This window comes from Amycolatopsis sp. NBC_01480, from assembly GCF_036227205.1.
GTDB lineage: Bacteria > Actinomycetota > Actinomycetes > Mycobacteriales > Pseudonocardiaceae > Amycolatopsis.
This window is the reverse complement of the sequence record NZ_CP109442.1, coordinates 4,745,536-4,761,328: the sequence shown is the minus strand read 5'-3', so window position 1 is coordinate 4,761,328 and position 15,793 is coordinate 4,745,536. Positions and strand designations below refer to the sequence as shown.

The 15,793-nt window shown below is 68.6% G+C and carries 9 protein-coding genes; all 9 read right to left on the bottom strand.

All coding sequences use genetic code 11. From position 1 onward, the window contains the following. Positions 1 to 49: 49 nt before the first annotated feature. Positions 50 to 1,933: an OmpL47-type beta-barrel domain-containing protein gene (locus OG371_RS22900; protein WP_329072397.1), complete on the bottom strand. Its 1,884-nt coding sequence runs from the start codon at positions 1,931 to 1,933 to the stop codon at positions 50 to 52. A gap of 91 nt (positions 1,934 to 2,024) precedes the next feature. Continuing rightward, a complete protein-coding gene (locus OG371_RS22895; RefSeq protein ID WP_329072395.1) occupies positions 2,025 to 5,963 on the bottom strand; it encodes a ThuA domain-containing protein in 3,939 nt (1,312 codons plus the stop codon). A 30-nt stretch (positions 5,964 to 5,993) separates the two neighbouring features. Continuing rightward, positions 5,994 to 7,103, bottom strand: coding sequence for a multicopper oxidase domain-containing protein (locus tag OG371_RS22890; protein WP_329072394.1), 1,110 nt, complete (start codon positions 7,101 to 7,103; stop codon positions 5,994 to 5,996). Between the two features lie 14 nt (positions 7,104 to 7,117). Beyond that, positions 7,118 to 8,011, bottom strand: coding sequence for a sugar phosphate isomerase/epimerase family protein (locus OG371_RS22885; protein WP_329072392.1), 894 nt, complete (start codon positions 8,009 to 8,011; stop codon positions 7,118 to 7,120). A gap of 11 nt (positions 8,012 to 8,022) precedes the next feature. Continuing rightward, the gene (locus OG371_RS22880) at positions 8,023 to 9,027 is read right to left on the bottom strand and encodes a sugar phosphate isomerase/epimerase family protein (RefSeq protein WP_329072390.1); all 1,005 of its coding nucleotides are present in this window, start codon (positions 9,025 to 9,027) and stop codon (positions 8,023 to 8,025) included. Next, positions 9,024 to 12,122, bottom strand: coding sequence for a ThuA domain-containing protein (locus tag OG371_RS22875; RefSeq protein WP_329073251.1), 3,099 nt, complete (start codon positions 12,120 to 12,122; stop codon positions 9,024 to 9,026). The genes OG371_RS22880 and OG371_RS22875 overlap by 4 nt, the downstream gene beginning before the upstream one ends. A gap of 341 nt (positions 12,123 to 12,463) precedes the next feature. Next, entirely contained in the window at positions 12,464 to 13,852 is a 1,389-nt protein-coding gene (locus OG371_RS22870; RefSeq protein ID WP_329072388.1) for an alkaline phosphatase family protein, read from the bottom strand. Then, positions 13,849 to 14,931: a metabolite traffic protein EboE gene (eboE, locus tag OG371_RS22865; protein WP_329072386.1), complete on the bottom strand. Its 1,083-nt coding sequence runs from the start codon at positions 14,929 to 14,931 to the stop codon at positions 13,849 to 13,851. The genes OG371_RS22870 and eboE overlap by 4 nt, the downstream gene beginning before the upstream one ends. After that, positions 14,928 to 15,791: a TatD family hydrolase gene (locus OG371_RS22860; RefSeq protein ID WP_329072384.1), complete on the bottom strand. Its 864-nt coding sequence runs from the start codon at positions 15,789 to 15,791 to the stop codon at positions 14,928 to 14,930. Before OG371_RS22860 ends, eboE begins: the two co-directional genes overlap by 4 nt. Positions 15,792 to 15,793: the final 2 nt, after the last annotated feature.

Sequence of the window (15,793 nt, the reverse complement as noted above, 5' to 3'; positions counted from 1 at the left end):
CGCCGGTGGACGCGAATCCACCGACGGGGCTCGGTCTTCAGGGACAAGCTCAGAGGTAACGGGCCGAGTTCTTCTCCAGCTTCGTCAGACCCGGGTTCTTCGGCTGTGGCTTGACGAACTCCGCGGCCCCGCCGATTCCGGAGTCGAACGCGGCGGTGATGATCGCGTCCCGCTCCTGGGGCGAGAGCACGCCGTTGTCGACCAGTTCCTGGGCCACGGCCCGGACATAAGCGACGAACTGGCTGTTCGACGCGTATTCCGACTCGTCGTCGATGGTGTCGTTGATCGTGCAGCCGGTGCCGACGTCACGGTTTTCGACCTGGCTGTCGGCCGCGCCGAGGATCACGGTGTCGCGGACGTCCGAGTTCGGGCACAGGTCCGGGCCCGGCGGGGCGGCGGCGATGAGGAACGCCCCGCCCTTCTCCGCCGAGACGTTGCCCGCCTTGTCGGATGCCCGGTACCACACCGAATGCGAGCCGATTCCGGTCACCTTCACCGGCTCGGTGTAGGTCGTCCAGACGCCGTCGTCGAGTTTGTACTCGATCTTGTCCACACCGGACCCGCCGGCGTTGTCCTCCGCGGTCAACGTCACGGTCGCGTTTTCGATGTACCGCCAGTCGGCGTCAAGATTGCCGCTGACCACAATGGACGTTGCCGGCGAAACGGTGTCGCCGCCCGCGACGATCGTGAACGCCGAGGTGCCGTCGGCCGAGACGTTGCCCGCCTTGTCCGTCGCCCGGTAGGCCACGGTGTGCGCGCCGACCGCGGTGATCGCGACGGGTTCGGTGTACGCCAGCCAATCCCCACCGTCCAGTTTGTACTCGACCTTGGCCACCCCGGACCCGGCGTCGGTGGCCGCCAGGGTCACGGTCGCCTTGCCGACGTAGTTGCCGTCCGGGTCCTTGGTGCCCGCGACAGACGCGGTCACCGTTGGCGCAGTGGTGTCACTGCTGACCACCGTGAAGTGCTCCATGCCCTCCGTCGAGGAATTTCCTGCCTTGTCCGAAGCGCGGAAGTGGAACATGTGCATGCCCGGCGCGGTCACCGGAACCGGTGCCGCGTAAGCAGTCCAGGCGCCTTCGTCGAGTTTGTACTCGACCTTGTCGATGCCGGAACCGCCGTCGTTGTCGGCCGCGGTCAGCGTCACCGTGGCGGTGTCGAGGTAATTGCCGGCCGTGTCCTTGGTGCCTGCGACCGAAGCCGTCACCGTCGGCGGCGTGGTGTCACCCGGTTTGGGCTCGACGACGGCGAACGACGCCATCGCTTCCGCCGACGCGTTCCCGGCCGTGTCCGTCGCCTTGTAGTGGACCATGTGCGGGCCGACCGCATTGACCACCACGGGCGCGGTGTACGTCGTCCACGCGCCGCCGTCCAGCTGGTACTCGATCTTGTCCACTTCGGACTGGGTGTCCGTCGCGGTCAGGTTCACCGTGGCGGAGCCGACGTAGTTGCCCGCCGTGTCCTTGTTCCCGGTGACGTTCGCGACCACCGTCGGCGGCGTGGTGTCGACCGGCGGCTCACCGGTGACGACCAGCTCGCCGACCATCTTCTCGTGGCCCTGCACCACACAGTGGAACCGGTACTTGCCGGGCGTGAGCGTGATGGTCGCCTGGTGCTCGCCGTTCTGGTCGTCGTACGGGTTGGCGGTGATGTTCAGGTCGACGTCGTGGTTGTAGCCCGGGGTCGTGGTGTCGAACGTCAGGGTGTGCGTCATCGTCGAGCCGAGGGCTTCGGTGTTCTTGAACAGGACCAGCGTCTCCCCGGCCACGGCGGTGGCCGGCGCGCTGAGGTAGTGGTCGGTGCTGTTGCCCGCCGTCCAGGTCAGGGTCTGGACCGGGGCGGCGCGCACGGGCACCGCCGAGGACGGCCAGGCCAGCCCGAGCAGGGCGAGCGCCGCGACCAGCACGGTCACCACGAGTTTTCTTGGGGACATCGCGGGAGAACCTTCCTTACCGCCTCTCGGCGAAGGTCAGGGCTCGTGAGTGTTGCGGACGGTTCTAACCGTCCGCAACACTCACGAGCGTTTACAGCTGCCGTACCCGGATGTTGCGGAACTCCATCAGGTCGTTGTCACTGTGGTTCTGCAGGCCGATGAACCCGTTGACGAACTGGCGAAGGTCCGTCGGCGGATCGCCCTGCCGGGAGGAGACCTGGCCGGGGGTGTTGTCGAACTCGTTGATCACCGCGCCGTTGCGGATGATCGTGTAGTGCTGCCCGACCACCTTGACCTCGTACTCGCTCCAGGTGCCCTTCGGGGTCACGCCGGCGTGGTCGAGCGTCTGCGGGTCGAAGTTGTACACCGACCCGGTCTTCTGCGGCTCGCCGGTGGCCCCGTCGTAGATCTGGATCTCGTGTCCACAGTAGATCGCCACCCAGGCCTGCGAGGTCCGGGCCGAGCCGACCGTGCCGCAGCTGCCGGGCGGGCGTTGCTCCAGTGGCGTCCGCGGATCCGGGAACCGGACGAAGACGCCGCTGTTCGCGCTGCCCGTGGGCGCGACGTCCTTGAACTGGAGCTTCACCGAGAAGTTCCCGTACTGCTTGGCCGAGTACCACAGCATGCCCAGCCCGCCGGAGGGCTTGAGCGAGCCGTCCGGCTGAATAGTGAACTCACCCGAAGGGGCCTGTGACCAGTTCCGGAACGATTCGGCCGTGCCGTCGTAAATCGCGTCGTACCCGGTGACGCCCTTGTTGCCGATCGGCGAGGCGGCGGCCACCGCCTTCAGCTTGTCCGCCTCGGCATCGTTCACCACCCCCCGGTCCGCCAGCGCGTCGACGGCCTGCTGCACGTGGTTCACGAATCCGGCGTGACTGGTCCACGTGCTTTCGTCGTCGATCAGGTCGTCGGCCGTGCAGCCACCGCCCGCGTTGCGGTTGGGGACCGCCGTGTCCGTGTCGCCGATCGTCACCGTCGGGCTCGGATCAGCGATGAAACAGCCGACGTTCACCGGGGTTTTCGTGGTCGCCGTTTCACCGTTGGCGTACGTCGTGGTCAGCTTGGCGGTGAACAGGCCGGTGGCCGGATAGGTGTGCCGCGGGTTGGCCTGAGTGGACACCGCGCCGTCGCCGAACTCCCACTTGTACGAGACGCCGCCGGACTTCGAGCCGGTGAACGCGGTGGTGAGCGGTTTGTTCTGCACCATCGTCGACGAGGCGGCCACGGCTGGCGTGGCGTCACCGCCGATGTAGCTGATCTTCAGCAGCTTCTGGTTGTTGTCCAGGGTGAAGAAGCCGCTGCCGTAGTCCAGCATGTACAGCGCGCCGTCCGGGCCGAACTTGGCGTCCATCCAGCTCTGCAGCTTCTGGTCGCCGCCACCGGACGGGAGGATCTGCCGCAGCGTCTCGGCGAACAGCGGCGGATCCTGCTTGGGGATCCCGTTCGGGTCGACGGTGACCGCGATCCGGTTCGCCCCGTTGCTCTCGTCGCCGATGAACCACTTGTCGTTCCAGTACGCCGGCCACGCCGAGCCGCTGGTGGTGTTGACCAGGTCGCGGTGATACGTCGGCCCGTCCATCACGGCCTGGCCGCCGCCCTTGAGGTACGGCTGGGTGTAGGTCGCGTCCGCCGCGTTGTACGTCGGGATGGCGCTGTTCGGCCGGTTGGGGAACACCGGCCCGCCGCCGTCCGGCGAGTACCAGATCATGTTCTTCTTCACCGGCGGCAGGTTCACCAGCCCGGTGTTGCGCGGCGAGGTGTTGACCGGGTTGTCGCAGTCGTACCAGCCGGTCAGCTCCGCGGCGTTGGTGCTGCTGCGGTCGCGGTAGGGCTGCTTGTTGCCCATGCAGTACGGCCAGCCCTGGTTGCCCGCCTCGGTGATGATCGTGGCGGTCTCGTACTTGGCCGGGCCGAGCTCCGGGCTCGGGGACGACGCGTCCGGGCCGACCCACGCCGCGTACAGCTGGTTCGTCTTCTTGTCGATGTGCAGCCGGGAAATGTTGCGCACGCCCATCACGTAGATCTCCGGGCGCGTCTTGTCGGCCGGGTACTGGCCCACCGGGAACAGGTTGCCCGCCGGGATCGTGTACGTGCCGTCGGCCTCCGGGTGGATCCGCAGGATCTTGCCGCCCAGGTTGTTGGTGTTGCCCGCGGTGCGGCGCGCGTCCTGGAACGACAGGCCCTGGTACTCCTGGGTCCAGTTGTTGCCCGAGTAGCCGTTGGAGCCCTGCGACGAGTTGTTGTCGCCGGAGCCGATGTACAGGTTGCCGTCCTTGTCGAAGTCCATGCCGCCGCCGGCGTGGCAGCAGCTGTGGATCTGGACCTCCCACGACAGCAGGTCCTTGCGGGTGGCCTGGTCCAGTGTCTGGTTCTTCAGGTCGTACGTGAACCGCGAGACGGTGCGCTTGCCGACCTGCTTGACCCGGTCGATCGAGTCGTGCGGCATCCAGTACGCGTACATCCAGCCGTTCTCGCTGAACTTCGGGTCCAGGCTGAGGCCGAGCAGGCCTTCCTCGTTCTTGACCAGCTCGTCGCCACCGCCGCGGTTGCCCATCACCGCCAGCGTGGTGAGCAGCTTCGGCTTCTTGGTGACCGGGTCCCACTGGTGGATCGTGCCGCAGCCGAGGCCGACGTTCGGGTCGTCCCAGCTGACCACCGGGCCGGTCGGGCAGGCGGCGCGGCCGATGTAGAAGACCTTGCCGTCGGGCGCGATGGTGAGCCCGTGCGGCTCGCCGATCTGGTCGAGCTGGCCGGGCTGGTTCTTCGCGGTCAGGCGCTCGACCTTGTAGTTCGCCGCGATGCCGGCCTTGCAGTCGCCGCGGACCATGCCCGTGGTCCACTTCAGCGCGCCGAGCAGGTGAGCCCGGAACTCGGCCTCGCCGTAACTGGCCTCGGTCCGGCCCATGCCGGTGTAGAAGGAGCGGCCGCCGTCGTAGTCACGGCACCAGGAGATCGGGTGGAACGGGCCGTTCGCGCCCGCGCCCGGGGTGTAGCCGGCCTCCTCGACCTGCGCCACCGTGTGCACGGTGCCCACCGGGTTGACCTCCCAGTTGGGCCACCGGTCGGTGCGCTCCCACTTCTGCGGCAGGTCAGCGGTCGCCGGGTTCAGCTTGTCGAGCACGTCGACGGTCGCCTTCGCCGGAGCGGGGTCCGGGGGCGGCGGGGTCGACGGGTCGGTGGCCAGCTTGAAGTCGGCCAGCTGGACGAGCGGCTCGCCGCCGTTCGCGGTGATGTTCAGCCGGTAGTTCGAGTACGCCGTGGTGTTGGTGAAGGTGAACGTGCGGCTCTGGAGCCGCTCGGCGAACGTCTCGTTCGTCCGGGTGTCCAGATCGGTCCAGGTCTTCCCGTCATTGGAGCCCTGCAAGGTCCAGTTCTTCGGGTCGCGGCCCGCGTAGTCGTTGGCCGACACCAGGTCGTAGCTGCTCACCGCGGCCGGGGCGGTGAGCTGGTAGGCGACCCAGCCGGTCGGGGTGAACGCCAGCCACTTGGTGTCGGGGTTGCTGTCGGTCAGGTTCTCCTTGCCCTCGCCCGGCGGGTTCTCCCCGCTCGCGGTGACCGTCACCGTGGGCCGCGAACCGGCCGGGCGCGCGCCGATCAGCCCGGAGAACCACTGCGAGCCGTCCTGCGCGCGGGCCGCGTCGGACAGGCCGAGGAACCCGCCGCCGGCCTTCATGTAGTCCTGCAGCGACGTTTCCTGGTCGTGGTTGAGCGTGACCCCTTGCGCGGACAGGAAAACCACGCCGCGGTACTTCGCCAGGCCCGCCGGGCTGAACACCGCCGGGTCCGAAGTGGACGACACGGTGATCCCGTTCGCCTGGCCGAGACTGGTGATCGCGTCCGTGGCGCGCAGCACCGGGTCCTTCTGGTCCGCGGCGGCGCCGTGGAAGACCAGTACGTCGATCGGGACGTTCGTCGCGGCCTGGGCCACGGGCGTGATCGTCAACGGCAGCCCCGCCGCGACGACTGCCCCGACCGCCAAAACGGCCAACGGCCGTCTGCGGAACCAGCGTTGCGAGACGTTTCGTCTCATTCTCTCGCTCCTTTCGTGATGGTCGGGGAACTAGTGCTGGTGCCCGGTCATGTCCATGCCGGACATGTCCATGCCCGGCATGTCGGCCATGCCCGGCATCGAAGTCTTGGCCGACGCGTCGGTGGCCACAGTGGGCGGCGGACCGGTCGGCGGTTCGGCCGCCGCGGTCCCGTGGTGGTGCCCCTTGAACCGGTCGATCGCGTCCTGTGCGCCGGCGGGCATACCCCCGTCGGCGTTGCGCACCAGGAACACGCCGGACATGCCGTCGTCCGAATGCTGCTGGACGTGGCAGTGGTACATCCACGCGCCCGGGCCGACGACGTCGCCCGCGATCACCTGGAAGCCGAACGAATTGCCCGGGTCCAGGGTCTTGTTGTCGATCACCGGCGCGTTGTCGGTGGCGCTGGTGAGCATGCCGGTGCGCGTGTCGGCCCAGCGGTGCGCGTGCAGGTGGAAGGTGTGCATCAGGTTGCCGTGCCCGATGCAGAGGAACTCCACGCGCTGGCCCAGGTTCGCCTCGAAGACCGGGGTGTCCGGGGCGGTCTGGTGGTTGATCCACATCTCGGTGAACACCACGGTGAACGTCTTGCTCGGCAGCAGGTCCCCGCGCTTGCGCACGATCAGGCCGCCGTAGAGGCCCTTCATCAGCCCGACCGTGCCGTGGTCGCCGCCGAACGCGTGGTCGTGGTAGTGCCAGTAGCCCGCGCTGCCGGGCATCCACAGCCCGTTCGCCGCCTGGTACGCGGCGCGGGTCTTCCAGGTGTAGGTCTTGGTCTCCCCCGGGTTGTTGAAGGAGTCGTTGAACGGCGAGCCGTCGGACTTCGTGTCGTAGAGCACGCCGTGCGGGTGGATCGACAGCCGCTGGTCGGTGTTGTTCACCAGCTCGATCTCGAAGGTGTCGCCCTCGTACATTTCCAGCAGCGGCCCGGGAATCGTCGGCTTGCCGGGCTCGAGCCCGTAGCCGACCCGGGTGGTGCCGGGCAGGTAGTCGGCGTACAGCGTGAGCTGGCGGGTCAGCCCGGCCGCGGCGGCCAGCGAGGACCCGGCGGCGCTGGCGACGGCGACCGGCGCCACCACGCCGGCCGCGGCCCCCGCCAGCACCGCTCTGCGGGACAGCCCGCCCTTGGCTTTCTTGTCCATTGTGGATTCTCCGGTCAGAAGCGGACGTGGCGGAGGTACTCGAAGCCGTTCTGCGCGGTCTTCAGCGGGTCGGCCGGCTGGTCGTGCTCGACGATGTACTCGGCCAGGTTCGGCCGGGTGGCCCGGAAGATGCGCGGGAAGTCGATGGCACCCTGGCCCGGGTCGACCATCTGGCCGTCCGCGGTCCGGTCCTTCACGTGGTACTGCGTGGTCCGCGGGAAGTTCTTGCGGTACACCTCGATCGGGTCAGCCCCGCCGTCCACCGCCCAGAACAGGTCGATCTCCAGGTGCACCAGGCGCTTGCTGGTGTTCGCCCGCAGCACGTCGTACGGCAGCACGCCGTCGATCGGGGCGAACTCGTGGGCGTGGTTGTGATAGCCGAGCGGGATCCCCGCCTTGAGGAACGCGCGCGCGGCCGCGTCCATCCGCCCGCCGAAGTCCTTCCAGCCCTGAATCGTGTCGAAGGCCGCGAACGGGACGTTGGCCCGGGTGTTCCCGAGCACCCTGGCGTCCGCGATGGTCTGGTCGAGGTCGCCGTCGATGCCGACGTGGGTGGACGAGGCCCGGATGTGGTTCTGGTCCAGCAGGCCGCGGAACTCCTTGGCCGTGCGGCCGTAGGTCCCGGCCAGCTCGACCTTCCGGTAGCCGATGTCCGCCAGCGCGGACAGCGTGCCGGGGAGATCGGCCTCCAGCGCCGTACGCAGGGAGTAGAGCTGGATGCTGATCTTGTCGACCGGGACGCGGTTCCGGCCGTGGCCGGAGCTTTCGGATTCCGGGACGTGCTGGGCACCGGCCGCGGCCGCGACACCCGGCAACGCGACCGCGGCACCGACCGCGACCGCCGCCGTGGCCGCGCCCCGCAGGACCGAGCGCCGGGAGTGGAACTTTTCGGCTTCTTCACCGCACATGGGGACCGCCCTCACTTCTGGTTGCTGAAAGCCGCGTCGAAGGCCGCCGACGGCTTGTCGAACAGGAGATTCCGCAGATAGGTCACGGCTTCCGCCGCGCCCCGCAGCCGGTCCATGCCGGCGTCTTCCCACTCCACCGAGATCGGACCGGCGTAGCCGATCGAGTTCAGCGCGCGGAAGCAGTCCTCCCACGGCACGTCGCCGTGGCCGGTCGAGACGAAGTCCCAGCCGCGCCGGGGATCGCCCCACGGCAGGTGCGAGCCGAGCCGGCCGTTGCGGCCGTCGAACCGCTTGCGGGTGTCCTTGCAGTCCACGTGGTAGATCCGGTCGGCGAAGTCGAGGATGAAGCCGACCGGGTCGAGGTCCTGCCAGATGAAGTGCGAGGGATCCCAGTTGAGCCCGAACGCCGGCCGGTTGCCGACGGCTTCGAGCGCGCGCTTGGTGGTCCAGTAGTCGTAGGCGATCTCCGACGGGTGCACCTCGTGCGCGAACCGGACGCCGACCTCGTCGAAGACGTCGAGGATCGGGTTCCACCGGTCCGCGAAGTCCTGGTAGCCCTCGTCGATCACGGCCTGGGAGACCGGCGGGAACATCGCGACGTACTTCCAGGTCTTCGAGCCGGTGAAGCCGATCACCGTGTCCACGCCGAGTTTCGCGGCCGCGCGGGCGGTGTCGGCCATCTCCTTCGCCGCCCGCTGACGGACGCCTTCAGGCTCACCGTCGCCCCACACCCTCGACGGGATGATGGCCTGGTGGCGCTCGTCGATCGGATCGTCGCAGATCGCTTGCCCGACCAGGTGATTGGAGATGGCCCACACCTTGAGGCCGTGCTCGGCCAGCAGCCGCAGCCGCCCCGGCACATAGTCCTCTTCGGACAGTGCGCGATCGACCTCGAAGTGGTCGCCGGAGCAGGCGATCTCGAGGCCGTCATAGCCCCATTCGCCGGCGAGTTTGCACACCTCGGTGAACGGCAGGTCCGCCCACTGGCCGGTGAACAGGGTGATCGGACGGCTCATGAGGTCTCCTCGAAAGTGATCGCATCCAGGTCGTACAGTCCGCCGGAACCGGTGCCGCGGAACACGAGGAACAGCGGGCCGGTGCCACCGGGGTCGGTGATCGCCGCGGGCGGGAGGTCGGCGTAGGTGTCCCAGCCGCCGGTGTTCGCGACGGTGACGGTCTGCACCAGCGGGCCGTCGACCGCGCCGGAGCGGACCTCAATCGTGCCGCCGGCGCCGCCGGACGAGACCCGGTAGCCGATGCCGCTGACGCCGGCCAGGTTCACCGGGTCGAACTCGATCCAGTCGCCGTTCTCGATGTGGCCGACCCGCTTGCCACCGCTCGCGGCCTCGTGCGCGACGACCTCGATCCCGCTGGACCGGTTGTAGAACTCCGCCTGCTTCAGCTTGGGCTGCAACACGGATTCCGACTCGCCAGACAGCGCCGGAACGCCGTTGGCGCCCTCGTCGGTGTAGGTCGCGTTGATCACGCCGAACACGTTGGCGTCGAGGCCGTGGCCCTCGTCGGCTGGCGTGGCGATGGTGCCCTCGCAGCCGGTGGCCCGGCTCAGCGGATGGCCGTGGCCCTCGTGCCCGAGGATGTACTCCACCGTCACCTTGGCGCAGTCGATCGGGTTGTCCTCCGCGTCGGTGACTTCGACCTTGAACGGCACCGTGTCGCCGAAGCTGAACACGCTCCCGTTGACCGGGGTCTTGAGCGTGACCACCGGCGCGGTGTTGCCGACGGTGACCACCACGCTCGCCGCGCCGGTCAGCCCGGTGGCGTCGGTGACCGAGAGCTTCGCCGTGTACTGGCCGTTTGCGGTGTAGGTATGGGAAACCGGGTTCGGCTCGGTGGAGTCGGTGGTCCCGTCACCGTCGAAGTCCCAGGCGTAGGTGAGCGCGTCCTGGTCGGGGTCCTGGGTGCCGGCAGGGTCGAACTGGACGGTCAGCGGCGCCTGGCCGGACGTGTGGTCCGCGGCCACCTTGACCTCCGGCGTGCGCCGGCCCTTGGTGTAGTCGATGCGGTAGACCGCGGACTCCGCGGAGCCGCCGAAGTAACCGGTGCCGTAGTCCAGGACGTAGAGCGCGCCGTCCGGGCCGAACTCGATGTTCATCGGGCGGGTCAGCGTCATCGAGTCGAAGAACGGCTTGATGGCACCGCGTTCACCATTGGCGCCGACAGTGATCTCCTTGATCCAGCCGCGTTCCCACTCGTAGGCGAAGGTCTTGGCGTCGAAGTACTCGGGGAACTTCGTGGTGGACGGGTTCGCCGCGTCGTAGTGGTAGACCGGGCCGCCCATCGGCGATTCCGAGCCGGTGCCGAACTCCGGCACCGAGCCGCCGTCGTACGGGATCCAGGCCTTCTCCACCGGCGGCAGATCGGTCAGCCCGGTGTTGTGCGGGCTGGTGTTCTTCGGCGCGGCGCAGTCGAAGGCCGCGCCGGACTGGCCGGTGGCGAAGTCGTAGTCGGCAAACGGCTGGTTGTCGCCGATGCAGTACGGCCAGCCGTAGTTGCCCGGCTTCTTGACCAGGTTGAATTCGACGGTGCCGCCCGGGCCGCGCGCCGGGTTGGCCGCGCCGGCGTCGGGGCCGTAGTCGCCGAGGTGCAGCCAGCCGGTCTTGCGGTCGACCGCGAACCGGAACGGGTTGCGGAAGCCCATGGCGTAGATCTCGGGCCGGGTCTTGTCGGTGCCCTCCGGGAAGAGGTTGCCCGACGGCACGGTGTACGCGCCGTCCTCGCCGACCTTGATCCGCAGCACCTTGCCGCGCAGGTCGTTGGTGTTGCCCGCGCTGCGCTGCGCGTCGAACACCGGGTTGCGGCCGGCCCGCTCGTCGATCGGGGTGAAGCCGTCGGAGGCGAACGGGTTGGAGTCGTCCCCTGTGGACAGATAGAGATAACCCTGCGCGTCGAAGTCGATCTCGCCGCCGGCGTGGCAGCAGATGCCGCGCTCGGTGTTCACCTGCAGGACCTTCTGCTCGCTGGCCAGGTCCAGGGTGTTGTCCTCGGCCAGCTTGAACCGGGAGAGCTGGTTGTAGCCCTTGAACGGCTCGAAGTCGGCCGGGGTGCCGGTCTCCGGCGCGTCACCGGCCGGGGTGTTCAGCTTGGGCGCGTAGTAGAGGTAGACCCAGCGGTTGTTCGCGAAGTCCGGGTCGATCGCGACGCCCTGGAGCCCGTCTTCGTCGTGGTTGTAAACGGGGATCTGCGCGGCCAGCTTGGTGGTCGCGCTCGCGCTGGTGTACCAGACGCGGCCGTCGCGCGAGGTGTGCAGCACGTCGCGGTTGGGCAGCACCGAGAGCGCGATCGGCTCGCCGAGGTTCTCCTCACCCTTGGCCAGGGTGATCTGGTCGAAGTCCGCGTCCACCGGGTCCGCTTCGGTCGGCTTGCCGCAGCCGGCCGCGCTCAGCTTGGTGGCGTAGAGGATGCCGCCCGCGAGGTGGGCGCGGAACGCCGGGTCGGCGTAGGACTCCTTGGTGTGGCCGCCGCCGGTGTACCAGGACCGGCCGCCGGAGTTCTCGTGGCACCAGGCGATCGGGTGATCGCCCATCGCGTCCGCGCCGGGCTGGTAGCTCTTCTCGTCCAGGCTGGCCAGCACGTGGACGCTGCTGCGCGGGTTGTCGCGGTAGTTGTACCACTCGTCGGTGCGCGGCCAGGTCTCCGGAAGATCCTTTGTGGACACGTGGTCGCGGTCCTCGACCTTGACGTCCGCCTGCTGGATGTTCGGGTGGGACTTGAAGTACGCCCCGACCAGCTCGCCGTACCAGGGCCAGTCGTATTCGGTGTCGGAGGCGGCGTGCACACCGACGTACCCGCCGCCGGCCTTCACGTACCGCTCGAACGCGGCCTGCTGGTCCGCGTCCAGCACGTCACCGGTGGTGGAAAGCCAGACGACCGCGCTGAACCGCTTGAGATTCGCGTCGGTGAACGCCGCCGCGTCCTCGGTGGCCTCCACGCCGAAATGGTTCTGCGCGCCGAGTTCCTGGATCGCCTTGATGCCGTCCGGAATCGAATCGTGGCGGAAACCGGCGGTCTTGGAGAAGACGAGCACCGTCGCTTCTTCGTGGTCCGGCTCGGCCTCCACCGGCATCGCGATGCCGGTCAGGGCCGTGATCATGGACGCGACGAGCACGCCGAGTCGTCGTTTCAGAGACATGGCTGTAGCGATCCTTCCAATGAGCGGCAGCGATCAATGAACCGGATTGCGGTGGAGCTTCTTCTCCCTTTGCCAATCAGATGGAAAGCAGGCGGATACGGTCCGCCGCCGGCCGGCTGGGGCCGTGGGCGGGTTGATGCTTCTTGTGGGCCAGAGGCCTGTGGTGGGTGTGACTCCCGAGAATCCCGGGGTCACAGTGGCAAGGAGGCCTGCACCCAATGCCACATTCGGCGCACTGAGCGCAGCAAATGTGGCATTCGCTCCACAATACGGACCCCCTTTCCACGGTGAATGCAGTCGGATCAGTAAACAGCTGGCACAGTGAGACCTTGTAGGGATAACAACAATGGCTGCACGCCGGTCGCACCAATGCGGCCGGATGGTTCGAAAGCGGGATCCGAACACAGCAGCAGTGGACCGTCTTCGGCGGAATCCGGCAGCCGCCCGTGCGAGCCGCGCACCCAGCGCGGATCGGTCGGGACGACGTCCATCGTGTACCGCAGCCCGGCGAACTTCTTCGCCAGGTTCAGCCCGGCCCGGGCCTTCGCGAACTTGTCTTCAGGGTCGAAGAACAGCTCGGCCGGGTCGTACCCGGGCTTGCGGTGGATCTCGACGCCGCGGGCGAAATCGGGTTTACGGGCGTCGTCGAGCCAGTAGTAGTAGGTGAACCACGAGTCCGGCTCGGCCACCGCGACCAGCTCGCCCGCGCGTTCGTGGTCGATCCCGTACTTCGCCTGCGCCTCGCGGTCGAGGACTTCGTCGACCCCGGCCAGCTCGCCGACGATCGACCGCACTCGGTCCACATCGGACTCATCGCGGACGTACACGTGCGCGACCTGGTGATCGGCGACGGCGAACGCCCGCGAGGCCCACGGGTCGAGGTATTCCATGCCCGCCTGGGTGTAGACCTCCAGCAGACCCTCCCGGCGCAGCGCGCGGTTGATGTCGACCGGCCGGTGCACGTTGGTGATCCCGTACTCGCTCAAGGCGACCACGGTCGCCCCGGCGTTGCGCGCGTCGTCGAGCAGCGGGGCGAGGGCGTTGTCCAGTTCCCGCGCGGCCTTCGCCGCTTCAGGTCCGTCGGGACCGAAACGCTGAAGGTCGTAGTCCAGGTGCGGAACGTACGCCAGCAGCAGATCCGGACGGCGCTCGCGCAGGATCTGCCGCGTCGCGCCGATCACCCACCGGCTCGACTTGAGCGACGCCGTCGGTCCCCAGTACTGGAACAGCGGGAACTCCCCCAACGCGCCGGTCAGCTGATCGTGCAGCTCGGGCGGGCGCACGTACGCGTCCGGCGACTTGCGGCCGTCGGCGTGGTAGATCGGCCGCGGGGTCACCGTGATGTCGGTGGACATGCCCATCGCATACCACCAGCAGACGTTCGCCGAACTGTACCCGGGGTGCGCCGCCCGCGCGGTCTCCCAGAGCTTCTCGCCGCCGACGAGCCGGTTGTGCTGGCGCCACAGGAAGATCTCCCCCAGCTCGCGGAAGTACCAGCCGTTGCCGACGATCCCGTGCCGGGCCGGCATCAGCCCGGTGAGGAACGTCGACTGCGCGCTGCAGGTGACCGCCGGCAGCACCGTGCCCAGCTCCGCCTGCCAGCCCTCGCTTGCCACCGCGGACAGCTTCGGCATGTCCCGCAGCGCCTTCGGGGTCAGCCCGACGACGTCGATCACGACCAGCGGCTTCATGCGGAAACCCCTTCCCCGACCAGGTTCCGTCCGGCCCATTCGAGTTCGGCGGCGATCCCGCCGACCAGGTCCCCGGCGTCCGGCAGCACGCTCCAGGTGTAGGTCTCCACCTCGACGTGCGGCTCCCCGGGCAGACCAGCGGCCACCGCGCGCAAGACGTCCGTCGTCGTGCCGAGTGGCGCCGCCGGTTCCTGGTGCAACGGCATGTGGAAGTGCACCCGCCACGGCCCCTCGCCCGGCAGTTCGGTCAACGCCTCGGGCAGGTCGTCGGCCTTGTGCACCGCCCCGTCGGCGCCGAGTTCCCGGACCTGGTGCAGATACCGGGGTTCGGCGAACGCGGCCAGCGCCTCGCGTGCCTCGGCGGGCCTCTCCACGTGCAGGGCCGCGGAGGCCTGCACCTTGACGACGTCCAGCCCGGATTTCGCGATCGCCGCCAGGGTTTCCGCCGGGTCGGCGAACGACACCGCGAGGTGGCAGGTGTCCAGGCACAGCCCGACGTACTCCGGGTCGGCGCGGCCCGAAAGCCAGCCCAGCGCGTCGGCCACCGTGTCCAGCACACAGCCCGGCTCGGGCTCGACGGCCAGCCGGATCGGCCGGTCGCCGGTGACCCGGATCGCCTGCACGACCTGCTCGAACGCCTCGGCCGCCCGGTGATCATCGTGCTCGGTCCAGGGCTCACGCCAGGCGAGCGGGAGCGTGGAGATGCTGCCGTACGAGGCGTCGGGGGCGAGCAGGTCCGCGAGCACGGTCACGCAATCGATCGTGTAAGCCGCCCGGTCCTTGCTGGTCCACGATGGACGGTAGACGGCCTGCTTGACCACCTCGTCGTGGAAACCGCCGTACGGGAAGGCATTGAGCGTGTACACGGCCAGCCCGCGGGCGTCCAGCTCGGCGCGGAAGCGCTTACGCGCGGCGGCATCGTCGGCGAGCCCACGCGCGACCGGAGCGGACAGCCAGAGCCCGACGCCGAGCCGGTCGGCGCCCAGCCGTTCACGGACCGGCAGCGCGTACCGCTCCAGTTGCGCGACGATGCCGTCAACGTCCTCGGCGGGGTGCACGTTGGTGCAGTAGGAGATCATTTGCGCGCACCTCGCAGCACCGAGTTGCCCGCGAACTCGCTCGCCTCGCCGGTGAACCCGGGCAGCGGGTCCAGTGTGAGCCGCCCGCTTTGGCCGTAGAAGGCGACCGGGTTCTCCCACAGCACCTGGTCCACCTGCGCCTCGGTGAAACCGGCCAGCAGCATGGCCTGCCCGGTTTTCGCGGTCTTCAGCGGATCCGAACGGCCCCAGTCGGCGGCCGAGTTGACGATCATCTTCTCCAGCCCGTACCGGCGCAGGATCTCGACCATCCGGTGCTCGTCCATTTTGGTGTCAGGGTAGATGGAGAACCCCATCCAGGCGCCGGAGTCCTTGACCAGCTCGACCGTGACCTCGTTGAGGTGATCGACCACCACCCGCTCCGGCGCGAGCCCGGATTCGGCGACCACGTCGAGCGTGCGCTTGGTCCCTTCCAGCTTGTCGCGGTGCGGGGTGTGCACCAGGACCGGGAGTTCGTGCTCGACGGCGAGCCCCAGCTGCCGCGCGAAGACTTCGTCCTCTTCCTTGGTCATCGAGTCGTAGCCGACCTCGCCGACCGCGACCACCCCGTCCTTGGCCAGGTAGCGCGGCAGCACGTCGAGCACCTCGACGCAGCGGGGATCGTTGGCCTCCTTGGGGTTCAGCGCGATCGTGCAGTGGTGCCGGATGCCGAACTGGGCGGCGCGGAACCGCTCCCAGCCGATCAGCGCGTCGAAGTAGTCGGTGAAGGAGCCGACGCTGGTGCGCGGCTGGCCGAGCCAGAACGCCGGTTCGACGAGCGCCCGGACGCCGGCCGCGTACATCGCCTCGTAGTCGTTGGTGGTCCGGGAGGTCATGTGGATGTGGGGATCGAAGATGCGCACGG

Coding starts and splice junctions, on each gene's coding strand:
- OG371_RS22885 (WP_329072392.1), bottom strand. CDS start 8,011: ATGTGCGGTGAAGAAGCCGAAAAGTTCCACTCCCGGCGCTCGGTCCTG.
- eboE (WP_329072386.1), bottom strand. CDS start 14,931: ATGATCTCCTACTGCACCAACGTGCACCCCGCCGAGGACGTTGACGGC.
- OG371_RS22875 (WP_329073251.1), bottom strand. CDS start 12,122: ATGATCACGGCCCTGACCGGCATCGCGATGCCGGTGGAGGCCGAGCCG.
- OG371_RS22900 (WP_329072397.1), bottom strand. CDS start 1,933: ATGTCCCCAAGAAAACTCGTGGTGACCGTGCTGGTCGCGGCGCTCGCC.
- OG371_RS22895 (WP_329072395.1), bottom strand. CDS start 5,963: ATGAGACGAAACGTCTCGCAACGCTGGTTCCGCAGACGGCCGTTGGCC.
- OG371_RS22870 (WP_329072388.1), bottom strand. CDS start 13,852: ATGAAGCCGCTGGTCGTGATCGACGTCGTCGGGCTGACCCCGAAGGCG.
- OG371_RS22890 (WP_329072394.1), bottom strand. CDS start 7,103: ATGGACAAGAAAGCCAAGGGCGGGCTGTCCCGCAGAGCGGTGCTGGCG.
- OG371_RS22880 (WP_329072390.1), bottom strand. CDS start 9,027: ATGAGCCGTCCGATCACCCTGTTCACCGGCCAGTGGGCGGACCTGCCG.